Here is a 15,326-nt window from a genome sequence, read left to right as displayed (position 1 = left end):
GCCAAGCGATTTCGGCAAAAAGACTCTTTGCCGCCAATCTATGCGCGAGATCAATTCCTTGGTACACAACCAAATCGCCCCTCACTTGAGTACCGAAAAATGTTCTTCAGGTCTAAACGCACAACACCCACCCACTCGGTAGAAACTTTGGAAAAATATGTTGTTGATGTTTGGCATGCGCTTTTAGGGAGACGCCCCGACGAAAATGCGTTGGCACATCTGGTCCGAGCGCTTGAAGAAGGGCGCAATCCAATAGAATTCTTTTTCGAGACATATGATTCGTCCGAGGCAATCACGCGCCGTCAGGAACTTTCTCCTTACCTTCAATCAGACGTTCGGGTGTTTGTGCCACCCGGTCATTACTATTCGCCAATCGTTGATCCCGTTGCCTTGAGGTCCTCTTCTTTTGAAGAACGCCGTAAGTCGGATAGCCTGGACGGCATCTCAATTGATTTTGATGTCATGGAGAAGACGTTCAACATACTGATGGATGAGACTTCAGACTTAGACTTTCCTCGGTCCCGAAATGTCAGCTTCCGCTACTATTCGGAGAACGATATGTATGCGTCAGGTGACGCAATCATACTGGCCGGCATGATACGTCTCGCCAAGCCTCGCAAAATTATCGAAGTTGGTTCCGGTTTCTCCAGTGCGGTCATGCTGGACACACTCGATCGCTCGGTTGGCATCGACGCTTCTCTTACATTTATCGAACCTTATCCCGAGCGACTCGACGATCTATTGTGGGACGAAGACCGGGATCGAATCAGAGTCATTCGCAGTGGCGTTCAGGAGGTATCTCCATCGATTTTCTTGGATCTTGACCGAGACGATATATTGTTCCTCGACACAACCCATGTTTCCAAAACGGGAAGTGATGTCAACTTCGAACTGTTTGACGTACTGCCCAAACTGAAGCCGGGAGTTCTTGTCCATTTTCATGATGTTTTTGAGGGGTTTGAATATCCCGATGATTGGGTTTACGAACAGAACCGGTCTTGGAACGAAATATATCTTCTCCGCTCATTCCTTATGTACAATCATGAATTCGAAATCGTTTACTTCAATCATGCCTTTTACTGCCGCAAGATGCATTTGATTGAGGAGCGTTGTCCAAGAATGATAGGTTGGCCCGGTGGCGGTCTATGGCTACGGAGAAAATAGGATTGGCGGCCGATATCTGCTGCATCAGCACGAAGAGCTAGCATGATCATCTCCACATCATTCAGTCACGACTTCGAGCCTCTGATTCGTGGCACACGGTGCTGCATGTCGGTCCGAACAGATGAAACGGTCGACGATGAAGGCCATTGGAGCGTACAAGGGATAGACGAGCCAGTATTCATGTATAGACCTGCTGAAATGTCTTTTCGGAGGTCCGCTTGCCTGAAAATCCCGGATCAAGCAGCACGAAATCTTATAAATAGCACAGTGAACCTCCGACTGCAGGCGATTGTCATTTTGTGCTAATGTTGCAGTGGGCGGCGTGAAGGGCATATGGCATTGAAAGGGTCGGCCATGGCAGACATCATCGGTACGAATGCGACTGAGACTCTGAACGGAACCGGCGTTCTCGACACTATCCAGGGCTTGGGCGGAAGCGATCAAATCAACGGTCTAGGTGGCGCTGACACGATCTCTGGCGGCGACGGGGCGGACACGTTACAGGGAGGAGACGGCAATGACACCATCTACGGTCACAGTGTCGCCGATCTGAGTCCGAATTCGGGGAACATCACTGCAACGCTGCTGGCCAATGTCGGCTCGGGCGCGGTGTTCGTGACCGGGGCGCCCGGCGACGACGGCATTGTCTATGCGCTCAGGAAGGATGTCGGCGACATTGTCCGGATCAATACCACTACCGGCGCTCAGTCGACCTTCCTCGATATACCCAGTTCGCAATTCTCGATTGGTGGCGAGCGCGGTGTTCTTGGCCTCGCTTTTCATCCCGAGTACGAGACGAACGGCCGCTTTTTCGTCCTTCTTACCAATCCGGCCGGCAACATCGAAGTGCGGGAGTATGCCCGGTCCGCCAACCCCGCCCAAGCCAATCCAGCACCCGTTGAAACGGTCATCACCATTCCGCATCCGACCTTCGCCAATCACAATGGCGGCTCTCTTGCGTTCGGCCCGGACGGCTATCTCTATATCTCGACCGGTGACGGCGGCGGTGCTAACGACCCCAACGGCAACGCCCAGAACATCAATGTCCTGTTGGGCAAAATTCTCAGGGTCGACGTGGACGGCGATGATTTTCCGGCCGATTCCTTGCGCAACTATGCAATTCCGGACGACAATCCGTTTGCGGGTGCCGTGGCGGGCGCCGACGAAATTTGGGCCTATGGCTTGCGCAATCCCTGGCGCATCAGCTTCGACCCTCTGACTGGCGATCTCTATATTGGCGATGTTGGTCAGAGCGCGCGCGAGGAGGTGAATTTCGAAGCGGCTGGCGGGCCAGGTGGTCTCAACTATGGCTGGGACTATCGTGAAGGCGCGCTCCAGGGCCCGAGTGCGCCGCCAAATCCGCCGATCGCTTTCACTGGACCGGTTTTCGACTACCCTCGCGACATCGGCCACAGCATTACGGGCGGATATGTTTATCGTGGACCGGCCGCAGGTCTGCAGGGTGCCTATTTCTTTGCTGACTTCGTCACCGGGCGGGTTGTGACGCTGCGCATGGTGAACGGGGTAGCTGAGGATGCGGCCTTGCGCACGGCTCAAATTGTTGGCGCAAATTTGAGCCAAATCTCGTCCTTCGGTATGGACAATGCCGGCAATCTCTACGTGGTGACCCTGCCGGGAGCGATCTATCGGCTCAATCCTGGCATTGCTGCGGGTGACGGTCCCGATACGATCGACGGCGGCACGGGCGATGACAACCTCTTCGGGGGCCAGGGCAACGACATTCTGATCGGCGGCACGGGTGCCGACGCGATGCGCGGCGGCGTCGGGTCAGACCACTATTTTGTTGACAACTCGGGTGACCGGGTCATCGAGGCCAATGGGGTTGCCGGGACGGACACTGTCCATAGCTCGATCAGCTTCAACCTGGGCGGCCAGCACCTGGAGAACCTTGCCCTTAGCGGTGCCGCCAACGTCAATGGCATCGGAAACTCCATTGCCAACGTGATTGCTGGCAATTCCGGCGCAAACATCCTTCTCGGACTTGGCGGCAACGACCGACTGGACGGCATGCAAGGCGCCGACCGTATGGAAGGCGGCGCCGGTTCAGAACACTATTTTGTTGATAACGCCGGTGACCGTGTCATCGAGGCCAATGGGGCGGCCGGGACGGACACCGTCCATAGCTCAATCAGTTTCAGCCTGGGCGGCCAGCACCTGGAGAACCTTGCCCTTCGCGATGGCGCGAATCTTAGCGGTATCGGCAACTCCATTGCCAACGTGATTGTTGGCAATTCGGGCGCAAATGTCCTTCTCGGTCTTGGTGGCAACGATACGCTCACGGGGGGGGCTGGGAGTGACACCTTTTTATTCAATACCGCACTGAGTGCAGTGACGAATGTCGATCGGATCACAGATTTCTCGGTGCCTGCCGACACGATCCGGCTGGAAAATGCGATCTTTGCGGCTCTCGGCACGACCGGAACGCTTGCGGCCGCCGCATTCCACATTGGTGCGGCAGCGGCCGATACGAGCGATCGTATCATCTACAACTCGGTAACGGGTGCGCTGATTTACGATTCGAACGGAAGCACCTCGGGCGGCTCGGTTCGGTTTGCAACGCTGGATGCGGGATTGGCCCTCACCAACGCTGACTTTGTGGTGGTGTAGTGCGGGGGGAACAGGTGAGTATCATGATTGGTTCGGGGGCGAAGAATCCGGCGGCAGGCGATCTCAAGGCCGCGTTCCGGCAGTGTGCCGGGGCCCTGCTGGCTGTCGGTGCCTTTTCGGGCGTGATCAACGTCCTCGGGCTGACTGGCTCGCTTTACATGTTGCAGGTTTACGATCGTGTCCTCCCGTCCCAGAGCGTACCCACGCTCATCGGGCTGACGATCGTCATGGTCGGCCTCTATGCCACCTACGGCCTGCTCGATTTCGTGCGCTTGCGGCTCCTCGTCCGCATTGGCAACAAACTCGACCGAAACCTCCACCAGCAAGTCTTTGCCGTATCGCTCCTGCTGCCTTTGAAAACAGGGCACGAGGGTAACCGCATCCAGCCGATCCGCGATCTCGATCATATCCGAAGCTTCATCTCCGGCACCGGGCCGACGGCTTTTTTCGATCTCCCCTGGATTCCGGCTTATTTGGTGATCATCTACATGCTTCATCCCTGGCTCGGCATGCTGGCGACGGCTGGAGCGGCTGCCATCGTACTCCTGACCTTGCTTGCCGAGTTCTTCGGCCGCGGTCCCACGCGCCGTGCGTCGGAATCGGTGATCGCGCGCTCGAACTTTGCCGATGCGGGGCGCCGCAATGCCGAAGTCATCCGGGCCATGGGCCTCTCTGGCAGGTTTTCCAGCCTGTGGGGCGAACAGAGTGGGCATTTCCTGAAACAGCAGCTGAGGGTTTCCGACGTCGTCGGCTTCACGGGGGCACTGTCGCGGTCACTCAGGATGATGCTGCAATCCCTGATGCTCGGCCTTGGAGCCTATCTTGCAATCCTCGGTGAGACCTCCGCGGGCGTTATCATTGCTTCCTCTATCATGCTTGCCCGCTCACTTGCCCCGGTCGACATCGCAATCGCCAATTGGAAAGGCTTCATTTCTGCCCGCCAAAGCTATGTCCAGCTCAGCAAGCTCTTTCATACGTTCGATGCCGGACGGGAGCCCATGTCGCTGCCGCGTCCGCGGCGCAGCCTCCAGGTCGAAGGACTGACTGTTGCCGCTCCGGGCAATCACACACCCATCATCAACAACATCGCGTTTCAACTCGAGGCTGGAGCCGGTCTCGGCGTGGTCGGTCCGAGCGCCTCTGGCAAGTCTACGCTCGTGCGCGCACTCGTCGGTGCGTGGATCCCGCTGCGCGGAACGGTCCGGCTCGATCAGGCCGCTCTCGACCAATGGGATATGGAAGCGCTCGGGCGGGACATCGGCTACCTTCCGCAGGACATCGAATTGTTCGAAGGTACTGTTGCGGAGAACATCAGCCGTTTCGAGGAAGGAGCCGATCCCAAGATGATAATTGCTGCTGCTGAAACGGCAGGTGTGAACAGCATGATCCTGCGGTTGCCGGACGGGTTCCAGACAAAAGTGGGCGACTACGGCACGGCTCTTTCGGCAGGGCAACGGCAGCTGGTCGGCCTCGCACGCGCGCTCTATGGCGATCCGTTTCTCGTGGTACTCGACGAGCCGAATTCGAACCTCGATTCCGATGGAGATGGCTCCTTGGCAACTGCGATCCACGCGGTCAGGCAGCGTGGCGGGATCGTTGTGGTCGTTGCTCACCGTCCCTCGGCGCTTGTCAACCTCGACCAGCTTCTTGTAATGGCTGGAGGCACCGTACAGGCCTTCGGCTCCAAGGATGAAGTGCTCGCCCATGTGACCAGGCAGGCGGCCGAAGCGAGTGCCCAGGCCCGCCAAAAGCCGGACAAGCAAGAACATGGTACGTCGACGATCGTGCCACTTCATGACAGGCGGTGAGCCCGATGTCTGTGGTCCAGCAACAACCTTCCAGTCTGTCGTCTCTGAGGCTTCATCATGGCTGAGTTTTCTGCGCCCTCTCGACCGTTCCGCGGCAAGCCGCCTAGGGAGAGCGACGGAATTGGCGCCAACCTCCTGTTTGGGCTGGCGGTCACAATGTTTTTGGTCGGAGGCGTTGGCTTTTGGGCCGCCAGGGCCACGCTCGCAGGAGCCGTGATCGCTGGGGGGACTGTTGTCGTGGAAAGTAATGTCAAGAAGGTGCAGCACCAGGAAGGTGGTATCGTCGGCGAACTACTGGTACGCGAGGGTGACCGCGTCAACGCAGGCGACGTGCTCCTTCGTCTCGACGAGACCATGACGCGGGCCAATCTGCAAATCGTAAGCAAGCAACTCGACCGAACCGTCGTACGACAGGCTCGTCTTGATGCCGAGCGGCGGGGGCTTTCAGACATGAAATTACCTGAGAGCCTTGAACGACGTACCAGCGAACCGGAAATCGCTGTATTGGCGGCAGGAGAGCGCACGCTGTTCGAAAGCAGAGTGAGGGCGCTGGCAGGCGCAAAGGCGCAACTTAAGACGCGTGCCGAACAATTTGAACAGCAGATAGAAGGATTGAAAGCTCAGCAGCAGTCAGTCGCGGAGTCGCTGTTGTTGGTCAGTGAGGATATGGTAGCGATTGAGGGATTGCACAAAAAGAAGATTGTCTCAATGGAGCGCCTGACCAATCTGCGGCTTGAAGTTTCCCGGTTTGGTGGTGAAGCGGGGAAATTGGTTGCCTCCATCGCTGAAATCAGAGGCAAGATAAGTGAGACCGAGCTTCAAATCCTCGCGCTCGAAGAGGAGATGCGCAAGGAAGCGGCTACTGGCTTGCGTGAAGCCGAAGGCGAAGAGGCCGAGTTAATCGAGCGCAAGATCATGGCCGAGAACCAGCTTGCCCGGATCGATGTCCGGGCACCGCAATCGGGCATCGTCCAGGAGCTCGCAGTCCACACCGTGGGAGGTGTCATAGGTGCGGGCGAAACTGTCATGCTGATCGTGCCCGCCGCTGACGGACTTGTGGTCGACGCGCGGATAGCACCTGCCAGCATAGATGACGTCGAACCTGGCCAACCGGTATTGATCAGGTTCTCGGCGTTCGACGCCAATACGACCCCGGAGTGCAAAGGCACCGTCAACAGGGTGTCGGCCGATCTCATCAAGGATGCTCAGGCACAGTTGGCCTACTTCGTCGCGCGGATCGCCATCGATGACGAAAAGGCCTGTTTGCTTGGCGCAAAACGATTGGTCCCGGGTATGCCCGCAGAGGTACACATCCAGACGGGCGAACGCAGTGTGTGGTCCTATGTGATGAAGCCGCTGTCGGACCAATTCTCAAGGGCGTTCAGGGAATAAAACCGAGCGCAGTTACCGGCGATCCGGCACCGGGCTTCTTTGTTGGTGATCCTGCGGACCTGTTTCGTCACACGATCCAGAAGTCATCGTGGGTCATCGAAAGTCCGCTCGCGACCGAGGCGAAGTTGACGGCAGCCCGCCCTCCCACGCCATCGGCGTCGTATGAGACTGTGCCAGTCAGATCATTGTAGAGTATGTGGTCATTAGCATCGGCGGCAGTCGCTCCGATATGGAAGGCGTCAGCCTCGAGAGCTCCCGTTGCCATGAACGCGTTAAAAACCAAATGGTCCAGACGTATGGTATCATCCAGCACCGAGAAATCGGTAATTCTGTCGAGATTGCTGACACTGTTCAGTGGCTGCTTGAAGAAAAAGGTGTCGGCTCCGACGCCGCCGGTCAATATGTTTCTGCCCGCATTGCCGACGAGCAGATTGTCGAGCGCATTTCCGGTGGCGTTGATGTTGGCGCTACCCGCCAGAACCAGATATTCGACGTCGCCCTTTACATGGGCCGTATCGGCTAGGCTAAAGCTGACCAGTGAATTGATCCGATCAATACCATCCGAACCGGTTTCGTCGACTGTGTCACCGGCATTATCGACAATATAAGTATCATCGCCATTGCCACCAAACATTCGATCGGCTCCGGTATTGCCATTCAGCACGTTAATTCCAAGGTTGCCGACCAGTACATTGTTGAGCGCATTTCCCGAAGCATTGATATTTGCACTGCCCTGCACTGCCAGGTATTCGAAAGCCCCTCTTACATGGGCCGTATCTGCCAGGCTGAAGCTGAATACGGAATGGATACGATCGAAGCCATACGAACCGGTTTCGTCGACGACGTCACCCGCATTGTCGACAATATAGGTATCGTGACCATTTGCGCCGCGCATGGTATCGGCTCCAATGCCGCCATCGAGCACATTATCGCCTAGATTGCCGACCAGGAGATTATTGAGCCCATTTCCGGTGGCATTGATATTCGCACCGCCGCCGAGAACCAGGTATTCGACGGGGCCCTTTACATGGACCGTGTCTGCCAAGCTGAAACTGACGAGGGAATTGATCCGATCGACACCGGTTGAACCGGTTTCGTCGACTATGTCACCGCCATTGTCGACAATATAGGTGTCATCGCCATTGCCGCCACGCATTGTATCGGCGCCGGCGTTACCATTGAGCACATTGATCCCGGAATTGCCGATCAGCAGATTGTCGAGCGCATTTCCGGTGGCGGTGAGGTTGGCGCTACCCGCCAGAACCAGGTATTCGACGGCACCCCTTGTACTCGCCAGGCTATAACTGATCAGGGAATTGATTCGATCGACACCGTTCGAACCCGTTTCATCGATCATGTCACCGGCATTGTCGACAATGTAGGTGTCATCGCCATTGCCGCCGAGCATTGTATCGGGTCCGGCATTGCCATTGAGCACATTAATTTCGGAATTGCCGATCAGCCAGTCCGCACCACTTCCGCCTGTAGCATTTTCGATGACCGCCCCGAAAGCTATCGAAACGTTCCTGGTCAGACCGCCAATGCTGGAAAACGCGCCGGCGCGTAAGTCTATTACCTGCTGTTGACTGAAACCAGACACGTTGAGGGTGTCCGTACCGCCAGCGTCCCATATACTCATAACCGGATCACTATTGATTGCAAAATTAAACACCGCTCCGGCGTTCGAATTGAATCCATAGGTCGTATTGCCGGCGCGAACAGTCATATTGGCCCCGTATAGCTGTTGCAGGGCAAATATGTCGTACAGCATCAACGTGTCGGGATAGCTATTGTAGGACCTCGTGGTGTTTGATTCATCAAAATAGCTCATCACCGTATATTGATGACTATCCTGAATGAATTGCGCATCATTGCCATAGGTTATCGGCACGCCGGATGCCGCGTCGTACTCTCCGGGATGCGCCAAACCAAGCGCATGACCAATCTCGTGCAAGATAGCAAAGGCATCGTAGCTCCCGCTTGGCAACGAAGTGGTCGATACGCTGGTACTGTTCAGCCAAACATCCCCGGCGGCATTTGCACTGGCGGTCGAACCCGGCATATATGCGAAAGCGCCAGCGCCATCCCAATATGACGTATAGCCCCCAAACAACATTGTTGCATTGTTGGTCATACCGCCGGGGTTAACCTGGGAGAAGGTGATGTTGGCGACACCCGAATAGGCCGCAAGACTTGCCTGTACAGCTGAGATCTGAGCCGACGTAAGCTGGTTAAAAGCGACAGGAGTACCCTGGGCATCGGTGGTGTAATCAGATGTCGCCCGAACGCCCCATGTGACTGTCGCCGGCGTACCCGGCGTGCTCCAAGACAGATCCTCCCGGAGCAATGCGCCCGCACCCATGAATTCGTTATAAGTTGCGCGGGTCCCCGCGACGGCCGACAATCCGTATTGGCCCGTATAGAAGCCGCCATTGGACCCGGCATTGATATAATAGACTCCGGATGCAGTTGCGGTGAAGGTTATGGTCGAATTGCTGCCAGGCCCACCCCAATCGTCAAAAGCGATCTGAGTACCTGCACTATTGTGCAACCCAAGAAATGTATCGCCGACGCGGTCGGATGAAACGCCCGTTCCCACCATTGCAAATGTATAAGTCTGCCCCGCTACAAGATTGATCCGGTACCAGTCGGCGTCGCCTTGAACGCCGAGCTGCCCTGCCGCGGTCTGTCCGACAGAGAGCGAATAGGACGTGGCGGTGTTGGCAGCTGCATCGGCTGTTTCCGTAACACTTGGCATGCGCAACCTTTCTGAAAATTTCGGTGTTTATTGTTATGGCTTCCCAGGCCCATGGTGATGAAACAGGAGTGCAGAACAATGATTGGTCTGAATTTACTTGCAGGGTCGTGCGAGACACACCTGCCTCGCCCTCTCAATCGCCTGACCTAGAATCTTTTGATTTTCCTCAGATGAAATCAGCGGACTGCCTTCTGCAGCTTCCTGCACACGCGCGAGCGCCTCCTGACATGTCGCAGCGTTCATTGGACGCTGCGGATTTGGGGGAGACGTTGCTGCCGTCGGGGTTACTGCCAATGTAGGGGATACAAGGACAATCGCCATCCAATACCTTCGCCAGCCCCTTGCTAGGTGCTTCATTTATATACGCTCATTTCCCAAAGAAGGAGACATGACACTAATACTAAAGAACAATGCATTTGCAAATGAAAAATGCTGTTAGCGACGCCACTAAAACGACAAGGAAATTTCAATTTCTTACTTCAACAATTTGCATTACACAGTTTATCTTTATTGAATTTCGAAATTCAATAACTCCGCGAATTTGATTGGTAGCCGGCAAGCTTTCAGCCGGCAACCAGTCTTCTGAGCCTAGTTATACTTATGACTGACCATAGAAGATGTCGCTTTGCGAGGTTGCTCGGTTGTGTCATCGATTGTGGAGGTAAGTCGCAGCAATGGCGGATAATAGGCGTAATGATTTTCAGTCTGGTTCGCATACTTTTCATAGTCAGCCTATTCATCGGCGGTCTGAACAGTCAGGTACGCGCACAAGACGATTTATTTGCTGGCCGGCGAGGTTTGGCTGGACCAGAGCAGATGCCATTAGAAAATGTAACCTGTGACGGTCTTGCAGCAATGCTTGCGGGGCTTGAAGTGCCTTCAGGTGACCGCATCGATCTTTGGGCTTCCGGGCCACTTACCCTCATTCATTCCGACGAGGCGCTTTGGTATCTCGCCATCTGTTCTGATCCAGGAATTCGGGTGATGTGTGTCACATACTCAGACAACGCAATGAAGCTTGGCGAGCGTGTGCTGGTTCGTGGTGGCATGCGAATTCTGGACGAGACGCATATCGTTCTAGATCCATGCCTTGCTTCGCGCGATTGACGATCTGATTGCGGTAAGTCGAGTTCCACCGAATATCTGCTGGGTATGAACCATACGAGATGAGCACTACTCCTCTGCGTATTGAAACTGACGTTTGGTGATAGGTCCCCATGGGGGACGCTGATAACATTTTTCATGATGCTTTTTTAAGCCGCCTCTTTTTTACGCGAACGACGTGATTATGTATTCGCTGAAACCAAGATAATTCCAGCGGAGGGCGCCGCAATGTCTCACCCAGACACTGCCGTTCGTGTTTTCATTGTGGAGGGCAGATTGACAATCACCGCCGTCAAGTTTCCATGTGCAAAGGATGCAATGCGCGCTGTCCGCAAATACCCCGTGCTGCAGGTGGAAATCGAAGGCGAAGGCACGATGTTACCGGAAGAGTTCATGGCCTATTGTACCGATCATGGGCTTACAAATTAGCCACACAAACGGGCTGTTTTGTTGAAATAGGAATCAATTTGACCGGCGACCCCGTCCCTAACATTATGCGGCTTGGCTATATCAACTGATTTGAAATACTTTTCCAGGCATACTTTCAATGGGCAAACTGAGCTCGCTTTTGTGAGAACGCGATGAAACTTTACATTGCCACCATTGCCGCCGCTGGTTCGCTGATCTGCACGGCACGCGCCGACCAGAATCTGGATGAGTATCGAAAATGCTGGGCGGACGCGTCAACCACGGTGATAGACGCCAGGGGCGTTTCGGGGAGAACCCTCTCATACGCTGTCTTCGTCGCTGACTCTCAGTGCCGACCAGTCAAGATAGAGGCAATGGCGACGAACAGCCTCTCTGTCATGAATTGGGTGAGCGAACAGTTGGTGGTCAAACTTCACAACGCCCATCGGGCGGAGGAGAAGATTTTGCAGGACGTCGCCTCCACAACACCGAATCGAGAATGATATTGCCTGAGCCGGTTGCAGACGTCTCAATTTTCGGACGCCAATAGCCGGCGCCGAATTGCCCTTCTGCCGAAAGGGCGCGGAAACACCCCTTGCGGGTGGCACATCGATGTGGAGGTAACCTCCCGCTCCGGTAACATCGATTATCGATTAACCAGCTCGGTCAGCCAGCAGGCACCGGCGAAGAGACAGACCGTCACGACCACCATCAAAAAGTCTGCGGACTTCCTACGCAGGATGGCACCCGGTTGTTGATAGCAGACCATCCCGGCAACCAGCACCAGCGACAAATAGCTGCTGCACTCAAAGATTTCCTCTTTGATTTGATTCGAGACTGACCCGTGCAGCATGTCGAAAAGCGCTCCGGCCAGCAGAAGAACGCCAGCGATGTAGAACGGCCAAGCAGTTTTGCTGAAGACATACCGCACAACGTCGCTAACCAATCTCCAGCGCAAAACCAGATAAACCACGGCCACACCAGCGACCAGAAGTGCCTCATGAGCCCGGAATGACTTGCTCTGCAGATAAGTCGAAATTGGCCCCGTCTTATCGATCTCCAGTTCCCGCAGAAAAAAAACGAGACCAAGCACGGATACCCCGATGCAAAGCATGCGGTCGGCCTTCGACAGCATCGCGGCTGCTGCGAAGAACAGCGCAGCGCCACTTGCAAGGTAAACAAGCTGAACCGTCTCGATCGCTCCGGACTCATCGAGCGATACAGACACATCGACAGGGTCAATCGCCAGCCAAAAATACGCAGCATTTATCGCTAGGGCAAAGAAGAGGAACAACGCAAATTTTGGCGTGAATTCAATTCTACTCACCGCACCATCCAAATATTAGCCAACCAAATAAGCTGACTGTAATGGACGACGCCTCAAATCGCAACAAGTAGGCGGCGGTAGGAAGGTCGCCGAGCACGTAAGACGGTCTCGCCGCCCTGCCAAATCCAGCATATTATGAGCAGCATGAAAGCACTTTGTAGTTGCACATCGGAACCGCATTGGGGGTAACGCTAACAACGCCGGTGAGCTCGGTGGCGCGGCTGCCGAAACGTGACTGTACTGGCCTGAGAGCGGCCAGCACATGCCTATTCCGGAAAGCAGCAGCGATTGAAATGCTTGGGTTGCGTCGTTCTTTGTCACTGATGCTGCCGGATCCCTCGACAGCAGGTACGAGCGCGCAACTCATCGATTTGCATGGCTTCGGCATCGATTTTGATCGCGGCCACGTTATTGTACCAATCGATCGCTTGCGTTGTTGCCGACTTTGATCGGGCTGCAAAATTGCATCAAGAGTCGCGCTGCTTGCGCTTGGCAATGCAAGACATGATCAGTTGCTCTTCTTCTGTTGAGGAGCATTTGACTGCCTTGAATAAGGGGACGAGATGAAAATATCGAAGAAACGCTTGGCACTGTTGCGAAAATTGGAATCGATCATTGGCAACGAGTGCTACAATGGGAACATTCAGAACTGGGGGCCAAACGGCATATTTTATGGTTCTGGCAGAGAATTCAGGTACCCAATTACTTTTAGCTGCAAAGACGACGGCCCGATAAAACGGAGTGGCTCATACGACGATTTACCTGCCGAAGTTCAAATCACGGGTCGATACAAGTTCGGCAGCAATGAACTCCATATAGTTGCGGCGCTGGATAAGGTTATTTCCTATCTGGAAGAGCACAATGACCTTAAAGTGTAGATCCGCTGGCGTGAGCAAGTAGTTTTGCAGCCCGATCGAGACTCTGTCTGGCATCGTTCTTAGCTTGACGGCCTTGTCCGTTTGGGTCGGCACATCTCGCAATTTTGACGCGGTCGTTCGAATCTGGCGATTGCAGGATCCGCAAGTCCCATTTGCACCGGCAGTTCTGGCTACAACAGCCGCACAATGACCATCGCTCGTCACGCCCTATTCTGGCAAGAAGTGCTCGAATGGACTCGCGAGTAACAGCCAATTCCCACGTCGTATGCGGCGTTTGCTGATGACTAGCGCTTTGGCGCCTGTCGATCTTTTTCGTTCTCCTTTGCGTCCGCCTTAAAGGTGGCGTCACCGTCTTTTTTGCCGGACAACACGCGAGGGTTTGCGCTTAAGACGCCATCATTCTCGGCGCCGTGGCGCGTTTTAACAAACTGCCCTTTTGCGTCGTTCTTCGGACCCGATTGGCTAGCTTTATTCTTCATGAGCGAACCTCCTAGGAAGGGAAAGGGTTAGCAGCGCTATTTGTTCCCAAAAGTAGGGACTTCAATGTGTCCTCGATCTCGAATTGACCCTGCTGAAAGATATCAAAGCTGCGCTCGATACTGCCGCAATCACCTCTTTCACAGGTGATGGGCCCAAATCCCAGGTCGAGGAACATGAGAAGTCTTCAAATCGAACAAGACTGAACACCGCGCTGTGCGTGCCAAGTTCAGTTTCGCCCGAGATTCTCAACGGCCCCGCGCAACGGCGCATCGGAGACACGAACAAAGCCGAGCTATGGATGCTGGGCAGGGTTGCCGTTGAGGTCACGCTTCAATCGAGGTAAGCCCCACTCCAATGTTTCTGATATTTGCAGGGGTCCTTGTTGCGGGCACATTCGCCCTGACCATTTCCTCTTCGATTTGGAACAAAAAGCTGAAGGGCCAACAGGCTCTCTTCGTACCTGGCGCGCAGCGTTTTCTTGCCTACTTTGGACGAATGAGGCGTTTTACTAACGGTGTTAAGATTGCTTGTTGAACCAAGCACCTGCTTCAGGCGACGCCATCCTGGGAGAAGTCGTCGTTGAAGGTGCAATCACAGATCGCAATTTACAAAGCCTGGTTTGAACGGGGCCTGAGTAGGTCATGCGCTGGAATACCGAGCGCATCAGCTATCCTTTGAATTGTATCGATAGATAGGCTGCGTTTATTTCGTTCAATTCCGCTCAGATACGCTTGAGACAGTTCCGCACGATGTGCCAGCTCCTCTTGCGTAATATCTAACTCCACTCGCCGTATACGAATGTTGAGAGCCACGAGCTTGCGCAAAGCGTGAGGGTCGGTCGCCATGCCCTGAAAAAGCATGAGTTTTCCCGAGTTTCCACGCCCTAAAGAGCTTGAAATATATACGATAGAATATAAAATGCGTATTATAATGTCTAATTTCCGAAAAGTCCCGCGGACCGAATGGCAACCCCGCCCGCTACACCTGCAAGCGGGCGCGGGCGAGTGGCCCCATGCTGCTGACCTTTATGTCGGGCGTCAGGTTACCGCCGTCCGCCTTCAATCCGATGTAACCCAGGCCGAGCTGGCCCGCGCTGTCGGGGTAAGCCCCCAGCAATTGCAAAAATATGAGAACGGCAAAAACCGCATCAGTGCATCCATGCTCTTTGAAATCGCGACATTCCTCGGCGTGCCCGTCGGCCGCTTTTTCCAAGGTCTGCCGGGAAATGCGACGCAGAAGGGCGAGCTGGCGGCTCTCCCCGTCGACGAGCGGATCACATTCCTGGCAAGCAGTGAGGGGCGCCGGCTGATTGAAGGGGTGATGCGGCTGCATCCTCGCACGCGCCGCCGCGTATCCGCCCTCATCGCGGCTTTGGGCGA

Annotated in this window: 14 protein-coding genes; 10 read left to right on the top strand and 4 right to left on the bottom strand. The window is 54.9% G+C overall.

The window, feature by feature from the left end; translation table 11 throughout:
* Positions 1 to 147: 147 nt before the first annotated feature.
* From CU103_RS20710 to CU103_RS20695, 4 genes are all read left to right on the top strand, one after another.
* A complete protein-coding gene (locus tag CU103_RS20710) occupies positions 148 to 1,164 on the top strand; it encodes a class I SAM-dependent methyltransferase (RefSeq protein WP_162707315.1) in 1,017 nt (338 codons plus the stop codon).
* A 354-nt stretch (positions 1,165 to 1,518) separates the two neighbouring features.
* A complete protein-coding gene (locus CU103_RS20705) occupies positions 1,519 to 3,792 on the top strand; it encodes a PQQ-dependent sugar dehydrogenase (protein WP_146147828.1) in 2,274 nt (757 codons plus the stop codon).
* 23 nt (positions 3,793 to 3,815) lie between these two features.
* On the top strand, positions 3,816 to 5,600 hold the full coding sequence (locus CU103_RS20700) for a type I secretion system permease/ATPase (protein WP_106665938.1): 1,785 nt from the start codon (positions 3,816 to 3,818) through the stop codon (positions 5,598 to 5,600).
* Positions 5,601 to 5,657: 57 nt separating this feature from the next.
* Entirely contained in the window at positions 5,658 to 6,992 is a 1,335-nt protein-coding gene (locus CU103_RS20695) for an HlyD family type I secretion periplasmic adaptor subunit (RefSeq protein WP_106665937.1), read from the top strand.
* A 67-nt stretch (positions 6,993 to 7,059) separates the two neighbouring features.
* On the opposite strand, the gene CU103_RS20690 is transcribed toward CU103_RS20695, so the two are convergent.
* Positions 7,060 to 9,750: a M10 family metallopeptidase C-terminal domain-containing protein gene (locus CU103_RS20690; protein ID WP_106665936.1), complete on the bottom strand. Its 2,691-nt coding sequence runs from the start codon at positions 9,748 to 9,750 to the stop codon at positions 7,060 to 7,062.
* Positions 9,751 to 10,443: 693 nt separating this feature from the next.
* Here CU103_RS20690 and CU103_RS20685 point away from each other — a divergent pair.
* The 3 genes from CU103_RS20685 to CU103_RS20675 all read left to right on the top strand — a co-directional run bounded on the left by CU103_RS20685 (position 10,444) and on the right by CU103_RS20675 (position 11,765).
* Positions 10,444 to 10,857 carry a hypothetical protein gene (locus CU103_RS20685; protein ID WP_106665935.1) on the top strand — a complete coding sequence of 138 codons (414 nt, stop codon included), beginning with the start codon at positions 10,444 to 10,446 and terminating at the stop codon, positions 10,855 to 10,857.
* Between the two features lie 225 nt (positions 10,858 to 11,082).
* Positions 11,083 to 11,283 carry a hypothetical protein gene (locus CU103_RS20680; RefSeq protein WP_106665934.1) on the top strand — a complete coding sequence of 67 codons (201 nt, stop codon included), beginning with the start codon at positions 11,083 to 11,085 and terminating at the stop codon, positions 11,281 to 11,283.
* 152 nt (positions 11,284 to 11,435) lie between these two features.
* Entirely contained in the window at positions 11,436 to 11,765 is a 330-nt protein-coding gene (locus CU103_RS20675; RefSeq protein WP_106665933.1) for a hypothetical protein, read from the top strand.
* A gap of 143 nt (positions 11,766 to 11,908) precedes the next feature.
* Here the strand turns inward: CU103_RS20675 and CU103_RS20670 are convergent, their stop codons facing one another.
* Positions 11,909 to 12,601: a sulfite exporter TauE/SafE family protein gene (locus CU103_RS20670; protein WP_112761142.1), complete on the bottom strand. Its 693-nt coding sequence runs from the start codon at positions 12,599 to 12,601 to the stop codon at positions 11,909 to 11,911.
* Positions 12,602 to 13,152: 551 nt separating this feature from the next.
* Here CU103_RS20670 and CU103_RS20665 point away from each other — a divergent pair.
* Positions 13,153 to 13,467, top strand: a complete 315-nt coding sequence (locus CU103_RS20665; RefSeq protein ID WP_106665931.1) for a hypothetical protein — start codon at positions 13,153 to 13,155, stop codon at positions 13,465 to 13,467.
* 284 nt (positions 13,468 to 13,751) lie between these two features.
* Here the strand turns inward: CU103_RS20665 and CU103_RS20660 are convergent, their stop codons facing one another.
* On the bottom strand, positions 13,752 to 13,946 hold the full coding sequence (locus tag CU103_RS20660) for a hypothetical protein (RefSeq protein WP_106665930.1): 195 nt from the start codon (positions 13,944 to 13,946) through the stop codon (positions 13,752 to 13,754).
* An 83-nt stretch (positions 13,947 to 14,029) separates the two neighbouring features.
* On the opposite strand from CU103_RS20660, the gene CU103_RS31130 reads away from it, so the two are divergent.
* Positions 14,030 to 14,290 carry a hypothetical protein gene (locus CU103_RS31130; RefSeq protein WP_146147827.1) on the top strand — a complete coding sequence of 87 codons (261 nt, stop codon included), beginning with the start codon at positions 14,030 to 14,032 and terminating at the stop codon, positions 14,288 to 14,290.
* Between the two features lie 262 nt (positions 14,291 to 14,552).
* On the opposite strand, the gene CU103_RS32840 is transcribed toward CU103_RS31130, so the two are convergent.
* On the bottom strand, positions 14,553 to 14,792 hold the full coding sequence (locus tag CU103_RS32840) for a helix-turn-helix domain-containing protein (protein ID WP_106666122.1): 240 nt from the start codon (positions 14,790 to 14,792) through the stop codon (positions 14,553 to 14,555).
* Positions 14,793 to 14,877: 85 nt separating this feature from the next.
* On the opposite strand from CU103_RS32840, the gene CU103_RS20645 reads away from it, so the two are divergent.
* A partial coding sequence (locus tag CU103_RS20645; protein WP_106665928.1) for a helix-turn-helix domain-containing protein occupies positions 14,878 to 15,326 on the top strand: 449 nt, incomplete at its 3' end.

This window comes from Phyllobacterium sophorae, assembly GCF_003010965.1.
Classification (GTDB): Bacteria; Pseudomonadota; Alphaproteobacteria; order Rhizobiales; family Rhizobiaceae; genus Phyllobacterium; species Phyllobacterium sophorae.
This window is presented reverse-complemented; position numbering and strand designations above follow the sequence as displayed.

Excerpts from the sequence above, each read along its gene's own strand:
- CU103_RS20705 (WP_146147828.1), top strand. The coding sequence starts at position 1,519 with ATGGCAGACATCATCGGTACGAATGCGACTGAGACTCTGAACGGAACC.
- CU103_RS20700 (WP_106665938.1), top strand. The coding sequence starts at position 3,816 with ATGATTGGTTCGGGGGCGAAGAATCCGGCGGCAGGCGATCTCAAGGCC.
- CU103_RS20695 (WP_106665937.1), top strand. The coding sequence starts at position 5,658 with ATGGCTGAGTTTTCTGCGCCCTCTCGACCGTTCCGCGGCAAGCCGCCT.
- CU103_RS20690 (WP_106665936.1), bottom strand. The coding sequence starts at position 9,750 with ATGCCAAGTGTTACGGAAACAGCCGATGCAGCTGCCAACACCGCCACG.
- CU103_RS20685 (WP_106665935.1), top strand. The coding sequence starts at position 10,444 with ATGATTTTCAGTCTGGTTCGCATACTTTTCATAGTCAGCCTATTCATC.
- CU103_RS20680 (WP_106665934.1), top strand. The coding sequence starts at position 11,083 with ATGTCTCACCCAGACACTGCCGTTCGTGTTTTCATTGTGGAGGGCAGA.
- CU103_RS20675 (WP_106665933.1), top strand. The coding sequence starts at position 11,436 with ATGAAACTTTACATTGCCACCATTGCCGCCGCTGGTTCGCTGATCTGC.
- CU103_RS20665 (WP_106665931.1), top strand. The coding sequence starts at position 13,153 with ATGAAAATATCGAAGAAACGCTTGGCACTGTTGCGAAAATTGGAATCG.
- CU103_RS20660 (WP_106665930.1), bottom strand. The coding sequence starts at position 13,946 with ATGAAGAATAAAGCTAGCCAATCGGGTCCGAAGAACGACGCAAAAGGG.
- CU103_RS32840 (WP_106666122.1), bottom strand. The coding sequence starts at position 14,792 with ATGGCGACCGACCCTCACGCTTTGCGCAAGCTCGTGGCTCTCAACATT.